16 protein-coding genes are annotated in these 19,597 nt (G+C 35.4%); 9 read left to right on the forward strand and 7 right to left on the reverse strand.

What is annotated here, in order from left to right; all coding sequences use genetic code 11:
* Positions 1–57: 57 nt before the first annotated feature.
* Positions 58–1,257 carry an NAD(P)-dependent malic enzyme gene (locus BAU28_RS01725; protein WP_071717531.1) on the forward strand — a complete coding sequence of 400 codons (1,200 nt, stop codon included), beginning with the start codon at positions 58–60 and terminating at the stop codon, positions 1,255–1,257.
* Positions 1,258–1,559: 302 nt separating this feature from the next.
* Here the strand turns inward: BAU28_RS01725 and BAU28_RS01730 are convergent, their stop codons facing one another.
* Both BAU28_RS01730 and BAU28_RS01735 read right to left on the reverse strand, forming a co-directional pair.
* The gene (locus BAU28_RS01730) at positions 1,560–2,084 is read right to left on the reverse strand and encodes a DUF4871 domain-containing protein (protein ID WP_071717532.1); all 525 of its coding nucleotides are present in this window, start codon (positions 2,082–2,084) and stop codon (positions 1,560–1,562) included.
* Between the two features lie 115 nt (positions 2,085–2,199).
* A complete protein-coding gene (locus BAU28_RS01735) occupies positions 2,200–3,126 on the reverse strand; it encodes a DMT family transporter (protein WP_071717533.1) in 927 nt (308 codons plus the stop codon).
* A 120-nt stretch (positions 3,127–3,246) separates the two neighbouring features.
* On the opposite strand from BAU28_RS01735, the gene pdxR reads away from it, so the two are divergent.
* Positions 3,247–4,647 carry a MocR-like pyridoxine biosynthesis transcription factor PdxR gene (gene pdxR / locus BAU28_RS01740; RefSeq protein WP_071717534.1) on the forward strand — a complete coding sequence of 467 codons (1,401 nt, stop codon included), beginning with the start codon at positions 3,247–3,249 and terminating at the stop codon, positions 4,645–4,647.
* 34 nt (positions 4,648–4,681) lie between these two features.
* Here the strand turns inward: pdxR and BAU28_RS01745 are convergent, their stop codons facing one another.
* From BAU28_RS01745 to BAU28_RS01755, 3 genes are all read right to left on the reverse strand, one after another.
* The gene (locus BAU28_RS01745; RefSeq protein WP_000351212.1) at positions 4,682–5,194 is read right to left on the reverse strand and encodes a GNAT family N-acetyltransferase; all 513 of its coding nucleotides are present in this window, start codon (positions 5,192–5,194) and stop codon (positions 4,682–4,684) included.
* 146 nt (positions 5,195–5,340) lie between these two features.
* Positions 5,341–6,795, reverse strand: a complete 1,455-nt coding sequence (locus BAU28_RS01750; protein ID WP_071717535.1) for a HAMP domain-containing sensor histidine kinase — start codon at positions 6,793–6,795, stop codon at positions 5,341–5,343.
* 68 nt (positions 6,796–6,863) lie between these two features.
* Entirely contained in the window at positions 6,864–7,535 is a 672-nt protein-coding gene (locus tag BAU28_RS01755; protein WP_071717536.1) for a response regulator transcription factor, read from the reverse strand.
* 334 nt (positions 7,536–7,869) lie between these two features.
* Here BAU28_RS01755 and BAU28_RS31265 point away from each other — a divergent pair, with 334 nt between their 5' ends.
* Positions 7,870–7,992: a hypothetical protein gene (locus BAU28_RS31265; RefSeq protein WP_002029704.1), complete on the forward strand. Its 123-nt coding sequence runs from the start codon at positions 7,870–7,872 to the stop codon at positions 7,990–7,992.
* 391 nt (positions 7,993–8,383) lie between these two features.
* Here BAU28_RS31265 and BAU28_RS01765 read toward each other — a convergent pair whose 3' ends face one another.
* Both BAU28_RS01765 and fdhD read right to left on the reverse strand, forming a co-directional pair.
* Complete coding sequence (locus tag BAU28_RS01765) at positions 8,384–8,890, reverse strand: GNAT family N-acetyltransferase (protein WP_002174808.1); 507 nt, start codon at positions 8,888–8,890, stop codon at positions 8,384–8,386.
* Positions 8,891–9,146: 256 nt separating this feature from the next.
* Positions 9,147–9,953, reverse strand: coding sequence for a formate dehydrogenase accessory sulfurtransferase FdhD (gene fdhD / locus BAU28_RS01770; protein WP_002174809.1), 807 nt, complete (start codon positions 9,951–9,953; stop codon positions 9,147–9,149).
* Between the two features lie 294 nt (positions 9,954–10,247).
* On the opposite strand from fdhD, the gene fdhF reads away from it, so the two are divergent.
* The 6 genes from fdhF (at position 10,248) to BAU28_RS01800 (ending at position 19,413) form a co-directional block, all read left to right on the forward strand.
* Positions 10,248–13,190, forward strand: a complete 2,943-nt coding sequence (gene fdhF, locus BAU28_RS01775) for a formate dehydrogenase subunit alpha (RefSeq protein WP_048370669.1) — start codon at positions 10,248–10,250, stop codon at positions 13,188–13,190.
* Positions 13,191–13,202: 12 nt separating this feature from the next.
* Complete coding sequence (locus BAU28_RS01780; RefSeq protein ID WP_025149763.1) at positions 13,203–13,685, forward strand: helical membrane plugin domain-containing protein; 483 nt, start codon at positions 13,203–13,205, stop codon at positions 13,683–13,685.
* Between the two features lie 158 nt (positions 13,686–13,843).
* Positions 13,844–15,715, forward strand: coding sequence for a glycerophosphoryl diester phosphodiesterase membrane domain-containing protein (locus tag BAU28_RS01785; RefSeq protein ID WP_071717537.1), 1,872 nt, complete (start codon positions 13,844–13,846; stop codon positions 15,713–15,715).
* Between the two features lie 369 nt (positions 15,716–16,084).
* Positions 16,085–17,218 carry an alanine dehydrogenase gene (gene ald, locus BAU28_RS01790; RefSeq protein ID WP_048370673.1) on the forward strand — a complete coding sequence of 378 codons (1,134 nt, stop codon included), beginning with the start codon at positions 16,085–16,087 and terminating at the stop codon, positions 17,216–17,218.
* 103 nt (positions 17,219–17,321) lie between these two features.
* Positions 17,322–18,737 (forward strand): amino acid permease, encoded by a 1,416-nt coding sequence (locus BAU28_RS01795; protein WP_048370675.1) that lies wholly within the window; start codon positions 17,322–17,324, stop codon positions 18,735–18,737.
* A 124-nt stretch (positions 18,738–18,861) separates the two neighbouring features.
* The gene (locus tag BAU28_RS01800; RefSeq protein ID WP_048370677.1) at positions 18,862–19,413 is read left to right on the forward strand and encodes a class I SAM-dependent methyltransferase; all 552 of its coding nucleotides are present in this window, start codon (positions 18,862–18,864) and stop codon (positions 19,411–19,413) included.
* Positions 19,414–19,597 lie beyond the last annotated feature (184 nt).

Consider the following 19,597-nt stretch of genomic DNA (forward strand, 5'->3'; position numbering starts at 1 on the left):
AAACAAGCTAGCTATATTCATATAGCTAGCTTGTCAAATTAAGGGGAGATTATAAGTATGTTAGAAAATCAAATTAATGAAAGATCATTGTTATTGCATAAAGAGTTAGTAGGGAAAATTGAGATTACAAGTAAAGTAGAAGTGAATTCAGCGGATGATTTAAGCCTGACTTATACACCAGGCGTAGCAGAGTCTTGTAAAGCAATTGCAGCAGATGAAGAAACAGTGTATGACTATACAGCAAGAGGGAATATGGTTGCAGTCGTTTCAGATGGAACAGCAGTACTTGGCTTAGGGAATATTGGACCGAAAGCGGCTATGCCTGTTATGGAAGGGAAAAGTATTTTATTTAAGAAGTTTGCGAATGTAGATGCTTTCCCGCTATGTTTAGGGACGACTGATGTGGATGAAATCGTTACCCTTGTAAAAAATTTGGAGCCTACATTTGCAGGTATTAATTTAGAAGATATTGCAGCACCACGTTGCTTTGAAATTGAAAAACGATTAAAAGAAGAAACTAATATTCCTGTATTTCATGATGATCAACATGGGACGGCTATTGTCGTTTTAGCAGCTGTTATTAATGCATTAAAAGTCGTAAGTAAACAAATGGATAATGTGAAAATTGTTATTAACGGTGCGGGTTCGGCAGGAATTGCAATTGGAAAATTATTGTTAAAAGCTGGTGCAAAGCACATTACGTTAGTTAGTTTAGAAGGTATTGTTTGTGAAGGTGAAACATGGATGAACGAAGCACAAATCGAAGTTTCGAAAAAGACAAATCGAGAATATGTACGTGGAACATTAAAGGAAGCGATTCATCAGGCTGATATTTTCATTGGTGTATCAGCTCCTAACGTATTAACCAAAGAGCTTGTACAGTCGATGAATGAGAAAGCAATTGTATTTGCAATGGCGAATCCAATTCCAGAAATCTTCCCTGAGGATGCACTAGAGGCTGGGGCAGCTGTAGTAGGAACTGGGCGTTCTGACTACTCGAATCAAGTAAATAATGTATTGGCGTTTCCTGGTATATTCCGTGGTGCGTTAGATGTGCGCGCGACGGATATTACAGAAGAGATGAAATTAGCGGCAGCATATGGAATCGCTAACATTATTACGGATGAAGAGCGTAATGCGAATTATGTCATTCCAAATCCATTAGATAAAAGAGTTGTTCCAAGTGTTGCAGAAGCAGTAGCAAAAGCAGCCATTGATTCAGGAGTGGCACAAATTACGAAAATGCCAAGTTATTAATAGTAAAAAGCAGTGCCTTTAAGGCACTGCTTTTTTGAGATAAGAAATCAAAATAATGAAGAAGAAGTGTAGAGTTATTCATGTCCCCTCATTATTTATTTAATTCCATTGCAACTTGTTTACCATTTACTAAAACCTCAGTTACTGCTACGATCACTTCTATCATTTTTCTCATCTCTCGTCTCTCATCTCTCCTCGTTTCATTTCTTACTTTAAGTATAAGAGAAGAGAGAGAGTTCAACTATCGAAGTACGTGACGTCTAAATTACATTGTTGTAAGGAAGTGTTGCAGTTTTGTCACTTTACTCGGCATTGATTACAAACTGATTATAATATTTTTCGTTCACATATATATTTAATACCCATAATCCAGATGAAGGTAATGATATTACGAGAGGGAGTTCTTTTATTGTAGTATCGACTATATTGGAAGTAGTCCAAGTTTGTTTGGAAGTTTCTTTTTGAAAGAGGATTGGTGTTGGAATTGTAGTACCTTGTTTTAACGCGATAATAGATAGTTTTCCGGTTGGCATTTCAGGATCTAGAAAGAACCACATTATTTCATTTTGTTCATTTGCGATGATGGGGCTATCAGCCATTGCGATTTTTCCTTCAATGCCCTTTAAAGGCATTTTTCCATCTACGAAGGATGGCGCTTCTTCCCAATTTACATCTTTTAAAACGCTAAGATGAAAAAAGGAAGGTGCGTTAGTTTGAGAGGATGCCGTTGCTATTACTTCTTTTTTAGGCGCTTTTGAATCGGATTGCGGTTGCGCACAGCCAGTAATGAGGAAGGAGAAAAGTAGCATAGTTCCGATTTTTTTCATGGTGCCACACTCCTATTTTTTATTGTTAGTGTAATTGTATTTGCTAGAAGGCGGGACAATTCCTTTAAATCATAAAAAGAGGTCGTAAGTTTTGTGCGACCTCTTTTGACATTATCTATACTTGTTCAGTTGTAAAGGTTTGCTCCCTCTCTTTTTGAGGCATCGTTAAAAAAATAACAGAAAGAACGATACATACACCGCCTAATAATTGATATGCTCCAAAAGATTCATTAAGCCAAGTAATTGAAACGATGGCAGCTACAAGTGGTTCAATGCTAGATAAAATACTTGTTTCGGTTGCTGCTAAGTATTTAAGACTACCGATATAAAGAAGGAAAGAAAGAGTGCCACTTATAATGATAAGAATAAGCATAGAAAAAGTTTGGAGTGTGAAGGTTTGTGAAAGCTGATTCCATCCAAACGAATGATTGCAAATAAGCAATGCAATCCCTCCAATTAACATTCCCCATCCAATTACTATTGTTGTTCCACATTCCTTAATAAGAGAAGCCGGATGAAGGGTATAAAATGCAAATCCAACTGCTGTTAATAGGCCAAAAATAATGGCTGCTTTAGATAAAACAATATTTTCAATTGAGCCGTTTGTAATAATAAAGTATGTCCCTGTTAGAGCAGTTATAATTGCGAGTATTTGCATAGAAGCAGGTAATTTCTTTTGCTCAAACGCAACGTAAATTGTAATAAGAACGGGACCTAGAAACTGAAATAGTGTTGCCGTGACGGCATTACTAATATGAACTGTTTCGATAAAAGCGTACTGGGCACCAAGCATGCCAAGAATAGAGAAAATGAAAAGCTGTATAAAGTGTTTAGGCTGTTTCCAAATGTAAAATATGTTTTGTTTTTTAATAAGCAAGAAGGATAAAATGAATATTCCTGCGAGTAACAGGCGAATTGTTAAAAAATCAATTGATGATACGTTAGTATGTTGAAATAGCCACTGAATCATGGGACCAGATAATCCCCATAAAGTAGCTCCTGTAATAATCATCATAAGTCCAATGCGTCTACTATTGTTCATTATCATGCATCTCCTCTCTAGTATTTGATTTTTTATGTGTGACATGATAAAAGGAATTATATATAACTTCTGGTACTGTAAAAAGTATCAGATTTTAGTTTTATTAAGGGGTCAGATATTATGTTAGAATTAACGCCTAATTTAAATATGAATAGTAAAAAGGCATTGTACGTGCAATTGTATGAGTATATAAAAAAAGAAATTAAAGATGGAACGATTCCGGCTTTTACGAAGTTACCAGCTAAGCGAAAGTTAGCAACACATTTACAAGTAAGTAAAAATACAGTAGAGGCGGCTTACGAGCAATTACTTGCAGAAGGTTATATTGAGTCAATTTCGAGAAAAGGTTACTTTGTGTGTGAAATTGAGCAAATGGTTTCTGTAGAAGGAAGCGAAGAGAGAATAGGGGAGGTACCATTTCAGGAAAAGAATTATAAATTTGATTTGACACAAACAGGAGTCGATACGAATACTTTTCCGTTCACTATGTACCGCAAACTTATAAATGATGTATGGCAGCCACATAATAATGATTTGCTCTTTCTTGGGCACCCTCAAGGGGAAGTGAGCTTAAGAGAAGAAATTGCGAACTATTTGTATGAATCTAGAGGTGTGCGTTGTTCAGCTAGTCAAATCGTATTAGGAGCGGGAACACAAATATTAGTGAAGTTACTATTTCAATTGTTAAAGGGAAGCAATTATGCCGTTGAAAACCCAGGGTATCATAGGAAAATGGTTGTTTTTGAACAGGGAGAAAAAAGAGTTCAAATGTTATCTTTAGATAGGGATGGAATTTGTATTGCAGATTTAGAAAATAGTGATGCAAATGTTGTATTTGTAACTCCTTCTCATCAGTTCCCGTATGGAATGATTATGCCTATCACGAGACGGATGCAGCTTTTACAATGGGCGAAGAAAGAAGAAGGTAGGTATATTATTGAAGATGATTACGATAGTGAATTTCGCTATTCAGGAAAGCCAATACCGGCACTGCAAGGGCTAGATGCGGATGGGAAAGTTATTTATATGGGTACACTATCTAAAGCATTGTTGCCATCGTTACGGATGAGCTATATGGTATTACCAAAGAATTTAATTAAAAAGTATCAAAAGGAATATTTGTTTTATACACAAAGTGTTTCAAGAATGGACCAAGAAGTGATTAGAAGGTTTTTAAATGAAGGACATTGGGAAAAACATATTCATAAAATGCGTGTCGTCTATCGAAAGAAGAGAGATCGGCTTGTTTTTGAAATAGAAAAGTATTTTTCTAATCGTGTTGAAGTGATAGGGGAAGATTCGGGATTACACATTTTATTAAAAGTGCATAATGGAATGCGAGAAGAAGAATTAATTAAAGAAGCAGCAAAATATAGTATTAAATTATATCCTGTTTCTACGTACTATAAAGACGGTACTGCACCTGAAAATATAGTTTTACTTGGGTTTGCGATTTTATCAGAAGAAGAAATTGCGAAAGCGATTCAATTATTAAATACGGCATGGTTTACAAGAAAGTAAAAAAACATCCTCATACATGAGAGGATGTTTTTTATTATTTATTTTCATCTAGGAATAAGACCATATGCTCTTCATCCCAATATTGGCCGTTATATTTTAATGAGCGTTCTTGCACACCAAAAGTTTTAAAGCCTAATGACTCATAAAGTTTTTTTGCACCATCGTTGCCAACAACAACATCAAGCATAACTTGTTCTACTTCTAAAGATTTAGCAAGTTCAAGACATTCTTTAATAAGTGCTTTTCCTGCTCCAAGTCCGCGTGCTTTTGGAGACACGTATACTGAACCAATCTTTGCTTTATGTTCTTGTTTTACATATGGTTTCGTTTCCAATGTTGCAACTCCGATTAATTTTCCATCTTTAAATGCACCTAGTGTATAGTTTTCATCTTGTGCTAATTTTTGCGCTTTATATTCAATAGCACACTCTTTATTAATAATATCTTCATAAGAAGAGCTGAAAGCTTCAGGGTTTTGCTTTAATCCTTCTACGCGAAGTTCTAAGTAAATTTCCGCTTCGTCTTTTGTTAATACATGGATATCCAATTATATCACCCTCCAAATCTTTGACAAATGTACCTTTATTTTATATTGAAATAAGAATAATTTCAAAAGCTTAGCTTATAATGGCTAGTTTTATGAACAAAATAACACCAGTAGTGTTTACTACTACTGGTGATTTCACGCATATATTATTCAAATGGTAGCTCAATTATAAATTCTGTTCCAACGTTTAATTCACTTGTAACTAGAATAGAACCGTTATGAAGTTCTACAATTTCTTTTGCAACAGCTAGTCCGATACCTTTTCCACCTGTAGCTCGTGTCCTAGATTTATCGACACGGTAAAAGCGATCGAAAATATGTAGGATATCTTCTTCAGGAATACCTTCTCCTTCATCTTGTACACTTATTGTAAAAGTATCCATATTTGTTCGTACACGAATTGTTATGGAAGTGTTTTCTGGTGAATGTTGATAGGCGTTATGCAGTAAATTTAACATAACTTGTTCCATACGTCTTTCATCTATGCAAACTTCTAGGCCATCGTTACAGTATACATGGATTTTCATCTGTTTGTTTGTTAATGTTGTTTTTGTTTTTTCAACCATTCGCTCTAAAAATGGACTAAGGAGCATAGTTTGTTTTTTTATAACGAATTGGTGCTGCTCTAATTGTACAAGTATGAATAAATCTTGTATGAGATCCGTTATACTATCCGTTTCATCTTCGATAATCTGTAAATATTCTTCACGTTCTTCCTTCGTTAAAGAGTCTCTCTGTGCCACTTTCGCATAGCCTTTCATGTAGGTCAATGGAGTTAATAGTTCATGGGCAACGCTAGCGAGAAATTCATTTCGTTCTTTTTTCATATACGTAAGTTCACTAGATAAATCTTCAATGGTCTTAGCTAAACTTCCGAGTTCATCATTACGTTTAATTCCTAATTGAATTGGTTTATTCAATTTCGGCATTTTTTCTGTTGCTCTTTTCATTTTTATAAGAGGATCTGTAACAACTCGAGAAAAAACAAAGACAGAAATAGTTGTTAAAATAAGCGTTAAAATACTAACGATGATGAATTGATTCATAAGTCTAAGTAACATCTTTTCTAAGAAGGATGTTTTTAAGAACATGTGTAAGTTACCATTAAAGTCTTCTGTTTTAATCGGGCTTACTGTTGAGATGAATTTTGATTTTTTCCAGTTCTTCTCTACTATTAAGCCATCTCTTTCAACAGGTTGTGTATTGCAATGAAGTTGTTTTTGTATATCTTGTGTTACAGTCGCTGAGGAAGACATGATTTTTCCATTACTATCAGTTATAACAATAACTATTTCAGAATTAGTAAGTGCCTCTGTTTCCATTAAATCTTCAGCGGCATGTTCAATAGCGAAAGCAGGGGGTTCAGGGCGATTGAGACGTTCAGCATATTTTTTTCTCTCAGTGTATTTGTCGTATTTGCTCCATTTTGCACGCCGTTCAATCGTATCGCGATAGCGATTTCCTTTCTCTAAAAGAGAAAGGGTCTCTTCCTCAACCCGCATTTTTGAAAGGCTTTTATAAAAAGATACGAAAGCAATTGTTTCAATACATAAAGCTAATATTAAAAAGTATGTCCCAATTTTAAGGGAAAGTTTGCTCATTTTCTCACCATGCCTTATTTCATATAAAGGGCCAGTGGTTTACTATTATTGTCCACTGACCAAATTAATTATTCACATTTCCATTTGTAACCGACCTTATAGACGGTTTCTAAGTAATCTTCAACTGGAAATCCTTTTTTGCGTAATTTATCACGGATATTACGAATATGTGAATCGATGGTTCTGTATTCGATGTCTGTTTGATAGCCCCAGATTTTTTCGATTAAATCGTCTCGGCTGTAAGCGCGGTTTGTATTTTGTAAAAACAGTCCGAGTAATGAAAATTCAATAGGAGTTAGGGAGATTTTTTCATCATAAACTGTAACAGTATGTTTCGTTTTATCCCACTCAATTCCATTGAAACTAACAAAGCCATCTTTCTTTGTGCGGCGTAATATGGCCTCAATTCGTGCAACCAGTACATGCTCATCAAATGGTTTTGTAATATAATCATCTGCTCCCATCGTCAGGCCTTTAATCATATCATAATTTTGGTTGCGAGCCGTTAGCATAATAATTGGAACGTTGGAAAGTTGACGAATTTGATAGCAAGTATCCCAGCCATCCATATTTGGCATCATAACATCTAATAAAATAATATCGAAGTCCTTTTGTTCAATTAATTCTAGCGCTTCAAGGCCAGATGTAGCCTTCATACAAAAATAGCCACGAGGGCTTAAGAGAAGATCTAGTAATCGTAACATACGTTCTTCATCGTCTACTAATAAAATTTTCACCATAATCTTGTGCACCCCAAACTATTCATTCTACTTGTATAGTTTACATGAAAATAATAAAAAACTCTTTTTATGTGATTGAATGGAAGTTTGATTTTTTCTTTCAGGGCAATTGACATAAAAAATGCACTAGTTTTGCACAACTCTTTTTTATAATAGAAAACGTAGCGACACAAAATACCCTATGTTGCGACATAACGTCATGTCATTTTATTTATAAAATGACAATTCCATTCTATTGTGTATGTGGGATAGAGAAGGTTTTCGTATTCACCTCGCATCGGATAAGAAAAAATTCCTATCTCACACTTTTTTTATTATAAAGGGGATTGTACACATGAGTAAAAAAGTAGAACGTTTACAAAAAGAAAAGCAAGATCGTAATGCGATTGTAATGTGTGTTGCGGTATCTATGCTTATTATGATAAGTTGTGTAAATAAATTTTTCGGGATTTTATAATAGAAAAAAAGCTTATTGCCTCTTAAGAAGCAATAAGCTTTTATTATGCGTTCTATATAATAAACCAAGGTAGAATTGCTAACCCAGAAGTTACGATTGCTGTAGCAAATATTAAAACGATAGCTTGTTTGTTTTGTTTCATATCATATTCTCCTCTACACATCAATTGAATGCTGTTCGTTCACTTTATCCCGCTATTTGCGGCCCCGATTGGTGTGGGCTAATAATTAGTGGATGATGGACAAAACCCTCACTAATTAAAGTTTCACTTTATATTTTTAGTATAACGAATGGAAAGGATTGGAACGATCGATAAAGGTGACATGAAAATTACATTATTGTAATAAAAAAAGCATCTTTATTAAAAAGATGCTTTTGAAAAGTTGACGTATTAATCATTTAAGAATAAAACCATATGCTCTTCATCCCAATATTGTCCGTTATGCTTTAAGGAACGTTCCTGCACACCGTAAGTTTGGAAGCCGAGAGACTCATATAATTTTTTTGCAGCTGTGTTATTGGCAACGACATCGAGCATGAGTTGTTCTACGTGTAATTTATCGGCATTTTCAATAATTGCTTTAATTAAAGCTCGTCCTGCTCCGAGTCCACGTGCTTTTGGGGAAACAAAAACGGAGCCGATTTTCGCTTTATGTTCTTGTTTAATAAATGGTTTTGTTTCTAAAGTAGCAATACCGATTAAATCATTATCTTTGAAGACACCTAGAGTATACTTGTCCGGATTGCTTAATCGTTTTGCCATGGCAGCGACAGGGTCCTCATGTTTCAGAACATCTTCGTAAGAAGAGCTAAAAGCTTCAGGATTTTTTGTTAAACCTTCCATACAAACTTTTAAATATATTTCTGCGTCCTCTGTTGTTAATAAGCGAATTTCCATAATTGTAACCTCCTTGGTTGATCCAAATTTAATTCATTATCTTCATAAGAGTGAGTATAGTTTTACTTTGTAAATGCACGCTGTGATTATTCTTTCTTAATTTGTAAAAGAATGAAAAGATTATGCTACTATGTTTTCATTTCTGTTTATGTAATGAAATTATATATTAACTTCATTAACTATTCAAGTATTTAATATATTGTATTTTTATAACTAAAATAACTCCTATGTAAAGGAGTCATTTTGTATTTCGTATTTAATTTTTTGCTTTATACCCATCAATTCGTTCTGGATGTGTATAAATATTGCAAGATTCATTTCGAATAAATCCTACTACGGTAATACCTAAATCATGGGCAAGTTGCAGTGCCAGTTTAGTTGGAGCCGATTTAGATAGAACAATTTCGCATCCTATTTTTGAAACCTTTAGCAAAATTTCAGATGAGATACGTCCGCTAAACGCAATGATTTTCCCTTGAACAGATATATTGTTTCGTAAACAATGACCGTATATTTTATCTAGCGCATTATGTCTTCCGATATCCATTCTTGATAAAAGAATGTTTTTTCGATCGCATAGAGCGGTATTGTGCACACCACCCGTTTGGCGAAATGTAGTTGAAGATTGCTGTAAGGAAGTCATTAGGTGAAAACATTCTTCCGGAGTAATAGTTATATGTATATCATGTAACTTTTTTGCTTTTGCGGCATCATTGACGAAAACAAAACCTTGTCTACTTTTTCCACAACAAGAAGTTACGTACCGCTTATTATATAAAGTTTGATAGAGCGGATTAATTTTTGATGATTTTACATGGACAATTCCGCTTTCTTTTTGAATCCATAACTCTTCAATATCTTTATAAGAAGAAATAATTCCTTCTGAAATTAAAAAACCGATTACCATATCTTCAATATAATTAGGAGTGCATACGACTGTTACGTATTCTTCGCTATTTAATTTAATTGTAATAGGAGATTCCGTAACAATCTCATCGGTTTGTTTTGAAAATGTACCAGATTGATAGCGTACAATTGTGTACGTTTCTTGAGTAGGCTCCATATTAAATTCCCCTTTATATGTATTTTTCTCCATATTTATCATAAAACATCGAAAAAATAAAAGCATCCACTAGAAGGTAGCAGATTATTTTGGTTATAATTGTATATTTACGATATAATAGATTTGTAGAGTAGTGACATTTATAAGCTTACGTAGTTATACCTTATAACATCTAGAATCGACTTCAAAAGGAAAGTATTTCAACAGGGCGTTTCAAAAATATGTACAGCAACGCAGTTTTGAAAACGGATTCATAACTGTGTTGTACAGTTAGTTGTAAGGAGAGGGGAAACTATGACAGAACAGAAAGTCCGTGTAACCGTTGATGGTAAAGAATTTTTCGCATCAGGTGAAAAGACGATACTTCAATTATTTAACGAAAGTAATTTAGAACATCCTCAAATTTGTCATGTACCAGAGGTAGATCCTATTCAAACTTGTGATACATGTATTGTAGAAGTGAATGGAAGTTTAATGCGTGCTTGTTCAACGAAGTTGGAAGATGGTATGCATATTGAGAGACAATCAACACGTGCGAAAGAAGCACAAACTGAAGCAATGGATCGTATATTAGAAAATCATTTATTGTACTGCACAGTATGCGATAACAATAATGGTAACTGTAAAGTGCATAATACGGTACATATGATGGGAATTGAAGAACAAAAGTATCCATATGAGCCGAAAGTGAGCGCGTGCGAAGTGGATATGTCCCATCCATTTTATCGGTACGATCCCAATCAATGTATTGCTTGTGGACAGTGTGTAGAAGTATGCCAAAACTTACAAGTGAATGAAACTTTATCAATTGATTGGAGTTTAGATCGTCCGCGTGTTATTTGGGACAATGGCGTGAGTATAAATGACTCATCTTGCGTGAGCTGTGGACAATGTGTAACAGTTTGTCCATGTAATGCATTAATGGAGAAAACAATGCTAGGAGAAGCTGGATTCATGACTGGCTTAAAACCAGATGTACTAGATCCAATGATTGATTTTGTTAAAGATGTAGAGCCAGGATATAGTAGTATTTTAGCTGTTTCAGAAGTAGAGTCTGCAATGCGTAAGACGAAAATTAATAAAACAAAAACAGTTTGTACATTTTGTGGCGTAGGTTGTTCGTTTGAGGTATGGACGAAAGACCGCCAAATTTTAAAAGTACAGCCTGTATCAGATGCACCAGTAAATGGTATTTCTACATGCGTAAAAGGTAAATTCGGATGGGACTTTGTAAACAGTGAAGATCGTATTACAAAGCCGTTAATTCGCCAAGGGGATATGTTTGTTGAGGCTTCATGGGAAGAGGCTATTGAAGTTGTTGCATCTAACATGCAGCACATTAAATCAGAATATGGTAGCGATGCATTTGGATTTATTTCTTCTTCTAAAGTAACAAATGAAGAAAACTATCTTATGCAAAAACTAGCTCGTCAAATATATGGAACAAATAATGTAGATAACTGTTCACGCTATTGTCAGTCCCCAGCGACAGATGGTTTATTTAAAACTGTCGGTATGGGCGGAGATGCTGGGACGGTGAAAGATATTGCTGAGGCAGGTCTTGTTATTATTGTTGGCGCAAATCCAACAGAAGGACATCCTGTACTTGCAACGAGAGTGAAACGTGCTCATAAATTACATGAACAAAAACTAATTGTAGCAGACCTTCGTAAACATGAGATGGCAGAACGTGCGGATTTATTTATTCATCCGCGCCAAGGAACGGATTACGTATGGCTTGCTGGGATAACGAAATATATTATTGATCAAGATTGGCATGATAAAAAATTCTTAGCTGAAAATGTGAAAAACTTTGATGAATATAGCAAAATGCTAGAAAAGTATACGATTGATTATACAGAAGAAATTACGGGGATTTCTAAAGAGAATCTGAAAGAGATGGCTCGTATGGTATATGAAGCAGATGGTACTTGTGTACTTTGGGGTATGGGAGTAACTCAAAATACAGGAGGAAGTACAACTTCAGCTGCAATTTCAAATTTACTTCTCGTTACGGGTAACTATCGTCGTCCTGGTGCAGGTGCGTATCCATTACGCGGGCATAATAACGTACAAGGTGCTTGTGATATGGCGACATTACCGAACTGGCTGCCAGGTTATCAAGCAGTTTCAGATGATGTGCATCGTGCAAAATTTGAAAAAGCATACGGTACTACTATTCCGAAAGAACCAGGATTAAATAATATTGCAATGTTACTTGCAGCTGAAGAAGGAAAATTGCGTGGTATGTATGTCATGGGCGAAGAAATGGCTTTAGTAGATTCGAACGCTAACCATGTGCAACATATTTTAGCGAACTTAGACTTCCTCGTTGTTCAAGATATGTTCTTATCGAAAACAGCTCGTTTTGCTGATGTTATTTTACCAGCAGCACCAAGCTTAGAAAAAGAAGGAACGTTTACGAATACAGAGCGCCGTATTCAAAGGTTGTATGAAGTATTGAAGCCACTTGGTGATTCTAAGCCTGATTGGTGGATTTTACAAAAAGTAGCTCGTGCACTTGGTGGGGACTGGAACTATGAAAGTCCAAGTGAAATTATGGATGAAATTGCATCGCTTGCCCCGTTATATTCACAAGCAACGTATGATCGTTTAGAAGGATGGAATAGTTTATGCTGGGGTAGCCACGATGGTAGTGATACACCACTATTATATGTAGACGGATTTAACTTCCCAGACAAACTAGCACGCTTATCACTAGATGAATGGGTACCGCCAGTGGTAGCGCCAGATGAGTATGATTTACTATTAAATAATGGCCGTATGTTAGAGCATTTCCATGAAGGGAATATGACGAATAAGTCGGCTGGAATTTTATCTAAAGTGTCTGAAGTATTTGTTGAGATTTCGCCTGAACTTGCTAAAGAGCGCAATGTGAAAGATGGTGGTCTTGTAGAATTAGCATCGCCGTTCGGAAAGATTAAAGTACAAGCGCTTGTTACAGACCGCGTAACTGGAAATGAGTTATATTTACCAATGCATGCGACAGTAAATGAAGAGGCTATTAATATTTTAACAGGAACAGCGACAGACATTTATACATGTACACCAGCTTATAAACAAACGATGGTGAAACTGCGCGTATTACGTGAAAAAGGAAATCGTCCATTACCATCTTCAAACCCAAGAGACAAAAAACGTCATCCGCAAAATGGTGTTGAAATTCAGCAAAAGTGGCAAAGAAAACAATACGTATCACTTGTGGATCAAAATTAGGGGGCGGAGATAGTGGCGAAAGAAATTACGTTAATTCAAAAGAAAGTTGTAACAGAAGAAGAGCAGAAACAACAGTTAGCAGATGAATTGTTAACAGAGTTAGCTCATAACCGTGAGGCAGTAGAAGAGACGATGCAGTTGTTAGTGCAGCTACAAAAAGCGGGGATTTTAGATGCGGCGATTAGTTTACTTGCTGCAAAAGAAGATGTTTCAAAAATAGCTGTTGAACAATTAAATCGTGAACCAGTAAAAAACGCATTAAATAATATGATGGGAGCCGGAGAAGCGTTGTCTTCAGTGGACCCAGAAATAACGAAACAAATAGCATCTAGTTTAGTCACTGGATTACAATTTGCAACGGATGAATTAAATAGTGGGAAAAAAACAAAGGTAATGGATTTCTTTAAGGTATTAAAAGATCCAGATATCAATAGAGCAATTACATTTGGTTTTAGCTTTTTAAAAGCATTCGGGCAAGGGCTAGAGAAAAAATAGAGGGAATGAAAAAAAGTGATGGGAAGTGGCCATCACTTTTTTTCATTGTATGTATAAGAGTGTTCATGTTAAGCGGAATATATTATTATTAAAAAGATGGATTGGAACTGGAAATGTGGAATCCATCTCAAATATCGTTTTAGAATGTGGAGGAATATATGCAACACCGTAAAAGACTATCTATACCAGGGGTAATGAGACATTCCTTTCAAACAGTAAAATTCGCTTTTTGGAATGTGTTAACATTCCAACTCGTTTATAAATTGTTAGCAGCGATTGTGTTTATCCCACTCTTCGGTATTATTTTTAATAAGTTATTGTACTTTGGTGGTTATGCAAATGCGACAAATGATGAGTTATTAGCATTTTTGAAAACACCATACGGAATTTTGGCGATTGTAATTTTATCCATACTAGCATTGTTTCTGATTTTTACAGAGTTTGCAGTGCTTATTATTATTTCATACTTCGCTCATAAAAGACAAAAGGTGAAATTACGCCCGATCTTGTATAAAACGGTAACGTATTTGCCATCTCTTTTCACATATTGCTTACCGGGATTTATTTTATATGCTGTCGTATTGTTACCTCTTTTAAATATGGGATATGAAACGGCATTAATCCCTCAAATTCAAATTCCTAACTTCATTACAGGAGAACTGTTTAAGACAACGATGGGACAAGTTGGTTATTACACGTTCTTTGCTGTAGTTGCGTATTTGAACCTTCGCTGGATTTTTGTTTTACCTATTGTTGTTTTAGAGCAAAAGCCATTTCGCGTGGCAGCACGTAAAAGTGCAACGTTAGTAAAAGAAAGCTTTTTTAAAGTACTATTCTTTTTAGTAGGTTTTTTCATTTCAATAGGAATTGTGTATGTTGTATTTTTAGGAATATATTTATTGTGTCTATGGGGTGTTTATGAATTTACAAATCCGAAAGGAACATTTGCATTATTAGCTGAATCAACAATGTCTGTATTTTTAACGAGTACATTGTATTTATTTAGTTTTATCGTGACGCCATTTTATATTATGGCGATTACGCGATTGTATTTGCAAAAGGTTCCGGTTGAAGATGTTTTACTAGAAGAAGGATTAGATTATTCAAAAACGAAAGCAGATAAATGTTTCTTCCAAAAACATCGTTGGAAATTTATTGGCGTATATATTGTGGGGATTATTACTGCTGGAATGGTCGTTGCCTTCATTGTAACGTTTATTTCAAATTCGTATAAAGAACCTATTATTATGGCGCACCGTGGATATATATCAAAAGGTGTAGAAAATACGAAAGAAGCTGTGCAGGGTGCAATTGATGCAAAAGCAGACTACGCTGAAATAGATGTATTACAAACAAAAGACGGTGAACTAGCGGTTATACATGATTTGAAGTTAAAACGTCTTGCCAATGCGAATGTGCATGTGTCAGATTTAACGATGGATGAGTTAAGGCAGCTTACTCTTAGTCAAGACGGATTTTCAGGGCAAATAAGTACACTTGATGAGATCATTAAGCTGGCAAAGGGAAAAATTAAACTCAATATTGAAGTGAAGCTTCATGGGGGCGAGAAAGATTTTGTAAACAAAGTATTAAAAACGATTAAAGATAATGACTTTGAGAAGCAGTGTGTAATTCAAACGTTACATTACCCGCTTATTAAAGAGTTTAAGCGTGCAAATCCAGATATAAAAGTAGGATATATACTTTATGCAAGTAGAGCTAACTTAAAGAATGTGAAGGCTGATTTTTATGTAGCAGAAGAATATATGTTAAATAAGAAATTAGTAAAAGAAGCAAGGAAGTTAAATAAGCCAATTTACGTATGGACAGTGAACGATATGGAAAGTTTAAAGACATATTATAAGTTAAACGTAGATGGCATCATTACCGATTATCCTAAAGACGCACGTGAAACAATTAAGATGTTAAAAGAACAAGAAGCGGAAGAAAGTGATTTGTTTGATAAAATTACAGAAACGACAGAAGATTTATTTTCAAAGTTATTTATAAGTTATCCAGCTGCTGGCTAAATGCTAGTAGCTGTTTTTTTGTGAAAAGAATATATTTCTAAAGTATTGTACAAAGTAATAAGTGTATATGTATACGTCATTGCTTAGTTTTTTTACATCGTTAAATTATTGTCAAATAATAAATAATTACTATGCATTTTAAGTAGGTATAATAAAAATAGAGTGATAGATAATGAAATGGTACGAAAGACCCAATAGAATCAATGTTTTATATATTTACACTATTCTAAATATATAAACTTTAAAAAAATGATATGTTAGCGTTTTCATAACTTTTAAGTTATGCTAGAATAAGGACATAAGTTATTAATTATTAAAAAAAGAAAAAAGAATTCCTTTTTTCTGTTAATTATAAGGGGGCATTTCATTATGCGTATTGGGGTACCAGCAGAAATTAAAAACAACGAAAACCGTGTGGCAATGACACCAGCAGGTGTTGTACATTTAATTCGTAACAATCACGAAGTATTCATTCAAAAGGGTGCAGGTTTAGGATCTGGTTTCACAGATGCAGAGTATGTTGAAGCGGGAGCAAAAATTGTTGATACAGCTGAAGAAGCTTGGAACATGGATATGGTTATGAAAGTTAAGGAACCAATTGAAAGCGAATACAAACACTTCAGCGAAGGTTTAATCTTATTCACATACTTACACTTAGCTCCAGAACCAGAATTAACAAAAGCGTTAATCGAAAAGAAAGTCGTTGCTATCGCATACGAAACAGTACAATTAGAAAACCGTTCTCTACCATTACTTGCACCAATGAGTGAAGTAGCTGGTCGTATGGCTGCACAAATCGGTGCGCAATTCCTTGAGAAGAACAAAGGCGGTAAAGGTATCTTACTTGCAGGTGTTCCAGGGGTTAAACGTGGTAAAGTAACAATTATCGGTGGTGGACAAGCTGGTACAAATGCTGCTAAAATTGCAGTTGGACTAGGTGCGGATGTAACAATCATCGACTTAAGTGCAGAACGTCTTCGTCAATTAGATGACATTTTCGGAAACCAAGTAAAAACTTTAATGTCTAATCCTTACAATATTGCAGAAGCTGTAAAAGAGTCTGATCTTGTAATCGGTGCAGTATTAATCCCAGGTGCAAAAGCGCCAAAACTTGTAACAGAAGAAATGATTAAATCAATGGAACCAGGTTCTGTTGTTGTAGATATCGCGATTGACCAAGGTGGTATTTTCGAAACAACTGACCGTATTACAACTCATGATAACCCAACTTACGAAAAACACGGCGTTGTTCATTATGCAGTTGCAAACATGCCAGGTGCGGTTCCACGTACATCAACTCTTGCATTAACAAACGTAACAGTACCATATGCAGTACAAATTGCTAACAAAGGCTACAAAGAAGCTTGCCTGGGCAACTCTGCATTACTAAAAGGTATTAATACATTAGATGGCTTTGTAACATTCGAAGCAGTTGCAGAAGCTCATGGTGTAGAGTACAAAGGTGCTAAAGAATTATTAGAAGCAGAAACAGTATCTTGCTAATAGAAGCATTATACAAAACAAAATCGAACAATATATAATACAACATGATAAGAGCTAAGAGATAATACCTCTTAGCTCTTCTTAGTAAAAGGGGGCATACATCGTGGCCAACCTATTTAAAAAGAAATCCGTTACGCAATTGTTAGGGGAAAGTAAAAGTAAAACTTTAACGAAAACGCTAGGGGCATTTGACCTAACAATGCTAGGGATTGGTGCGATAATCGGTACAGGAGTTCTAGTATTAACGGGATTAGTAGCAGCAAGAGATGCTGGTCCGGCGGTTATTTTTTCATTCATGATTGCAGCAATTGTTTGTGGATTTGCAGCTTTATGTTATGCAGAGGTTGCATCTACACTTCCTGTTTCAGGTAGTGTGTACACATATTCCTATGCGACAATTGGCGAGTTTGTAGCTCATTTAATGGGATGGACATTATTGTCAGTATACGTTGTAACGACTGCCGCAGTAGCTGGTGGATGGACAGGTTACTTCCATAACTTAATAAGTGGATTGGGACTTGAAATTCCAAAAGCATTGTTAACGATTCCGGCGCAAGGTGGTATAGTGAACTTACCCGCAGTTATCGTTACATTGGTTATAACTTGGTTATTATCACGAGGTACAAAAGAAAGTAAGCGTGTGAATAATATAATGGTATTAATTAAAATTGGTATTGTTGTTTTATTCATTGCAGTTGGTGTATTCTACGTGAAACCAGAAAACTGGATACCATTTGCACCGTACGGCTTAAGTGGAGTCTTTGCCGGAGGAGCAGCAGTATTCTTCGCTTTCTTAGGATTTGATGCATTAGCAACTTCTGCTGAAGAAGTAAAAAATCCGCAACGTGATTTACCGATTGGGATTATTGCTTCATTAGTCATTTGTACAATCATTTATGTTGTAGTTTGTCTCGTTATGACAGGTATGGTTTCTTACAAGGAATTAGATGTACCTGAAGCTATGGCTTATGTACTAGAAGTTGTAGGACAAGATAAAGTGGCTGGTGTAATTGCTATTGGAGCTGTAATTGGTATTATGGCTGTAATTTTCGCATACATCTACGCTACGACACGCGTATTCTTCGCTATGAGTCGTGACGGTTTATTACCAAAATCTTTCGCGAAAATTAACAAGAAGACAGAAGCGCCAACATTTTCAGTTTGGTTAACGGGAATTGGTAGTGCTTTAATTGCTGGATTTATCGATTTAAAAGAATTGTCGAATTTAGCGAATATTGGAGCATTATTAACATTCGCGATGGTTGGTGTAACTGTTATCATTCTTCGCAAAACGCATCCGAAATTACAACGTGGATTTATGGTACCGTTTGTACCGATCTTACCGATTATTTCAGTTGCATGTTGTCTATTCTTAATGGTAAATTTACCGTTAACGACATGGATATACTTCGGTGTTTGGTTAGCACTTGGAGTAGTTGTATACTTTGTATATTCGAAAAAACACAGTCATCTAAAAGAAGATGGAAGTTCGCAAGATAGTTTAGAAAAAGCTAATTAAAGGGATATAAGATAGTAAGCCTTGTGCGTCTAGGGAGCGCGCAAGGCTTTTTCTTTTGGGGAAATAAAGGAGACCAATGTTACTTTGTCGAATTTTTATGTCGGAATATAGAAGGGGTGGAAAGATGGAAACGAAAGTTGTCGTTGGAGCAGAGGGATATAATAATAACCCAGGGTGGTTACATACGAATGAAGAAGAATTAAATTTATTAAAAAGAGAGATGTGGATTAATAAATTTCAGCCGAATTCTTTATTAGCAATTTTAGCTGAACATGTATGGGAACATTTATCGTATGAGGAAGGCATAGAAGCAGCTAAAATATGCTATGAGTTTTTACAAGATGATGGTTATATTCGTTGTGCGGTTCCAGATGCGTTTTTTCCTGATGAAGAATATCAGCGAGGTGTACAAGTAGGGGGACCGGGCCCAGTAGATCATCCGGCTGCAAGCCATAAAATTGTACATAATTATAAAACAATCACATCCATGTTTGAATCGGCAGGTTTTCAAGTGAAGCTTTTAGAGTACTGTGCTGAGAATGGGGAATTGCATTACAGTGATTGGAATGAGCAAGATGGTTTTATTTATCGCTCGAAACGCTTTGACCATAGGAATCAGGATGGCAAGTTAGGATTTGCTTCGTTAATTGTAGATGCAGTGAAAGTTAAGAAGTGAATAAAAGAAGACTGTCCAAAAAGATATTTTGGCCAGTCTTCTTTTTTATATAGGTTGCTACTATTATCAATCTTTGTCGGTAAATCGATATTCCTTGTCGAATCGTGGATATATTTTGATTTACGATAGATATATCTGAAAAATCGTTGATATCATATCTTTTGTTATGGTATTGCTGTAAATA

This window comes from Bacillus paramycoides (assembly GCF_001884235.1).
In the GTDB taxonomy this organism is placed as follows: Bacteria; Bacillota; Bacilli; order Bacillales; family Bacillaceae_G; genus Bacillus_A; species Bacillus_A paramycoides.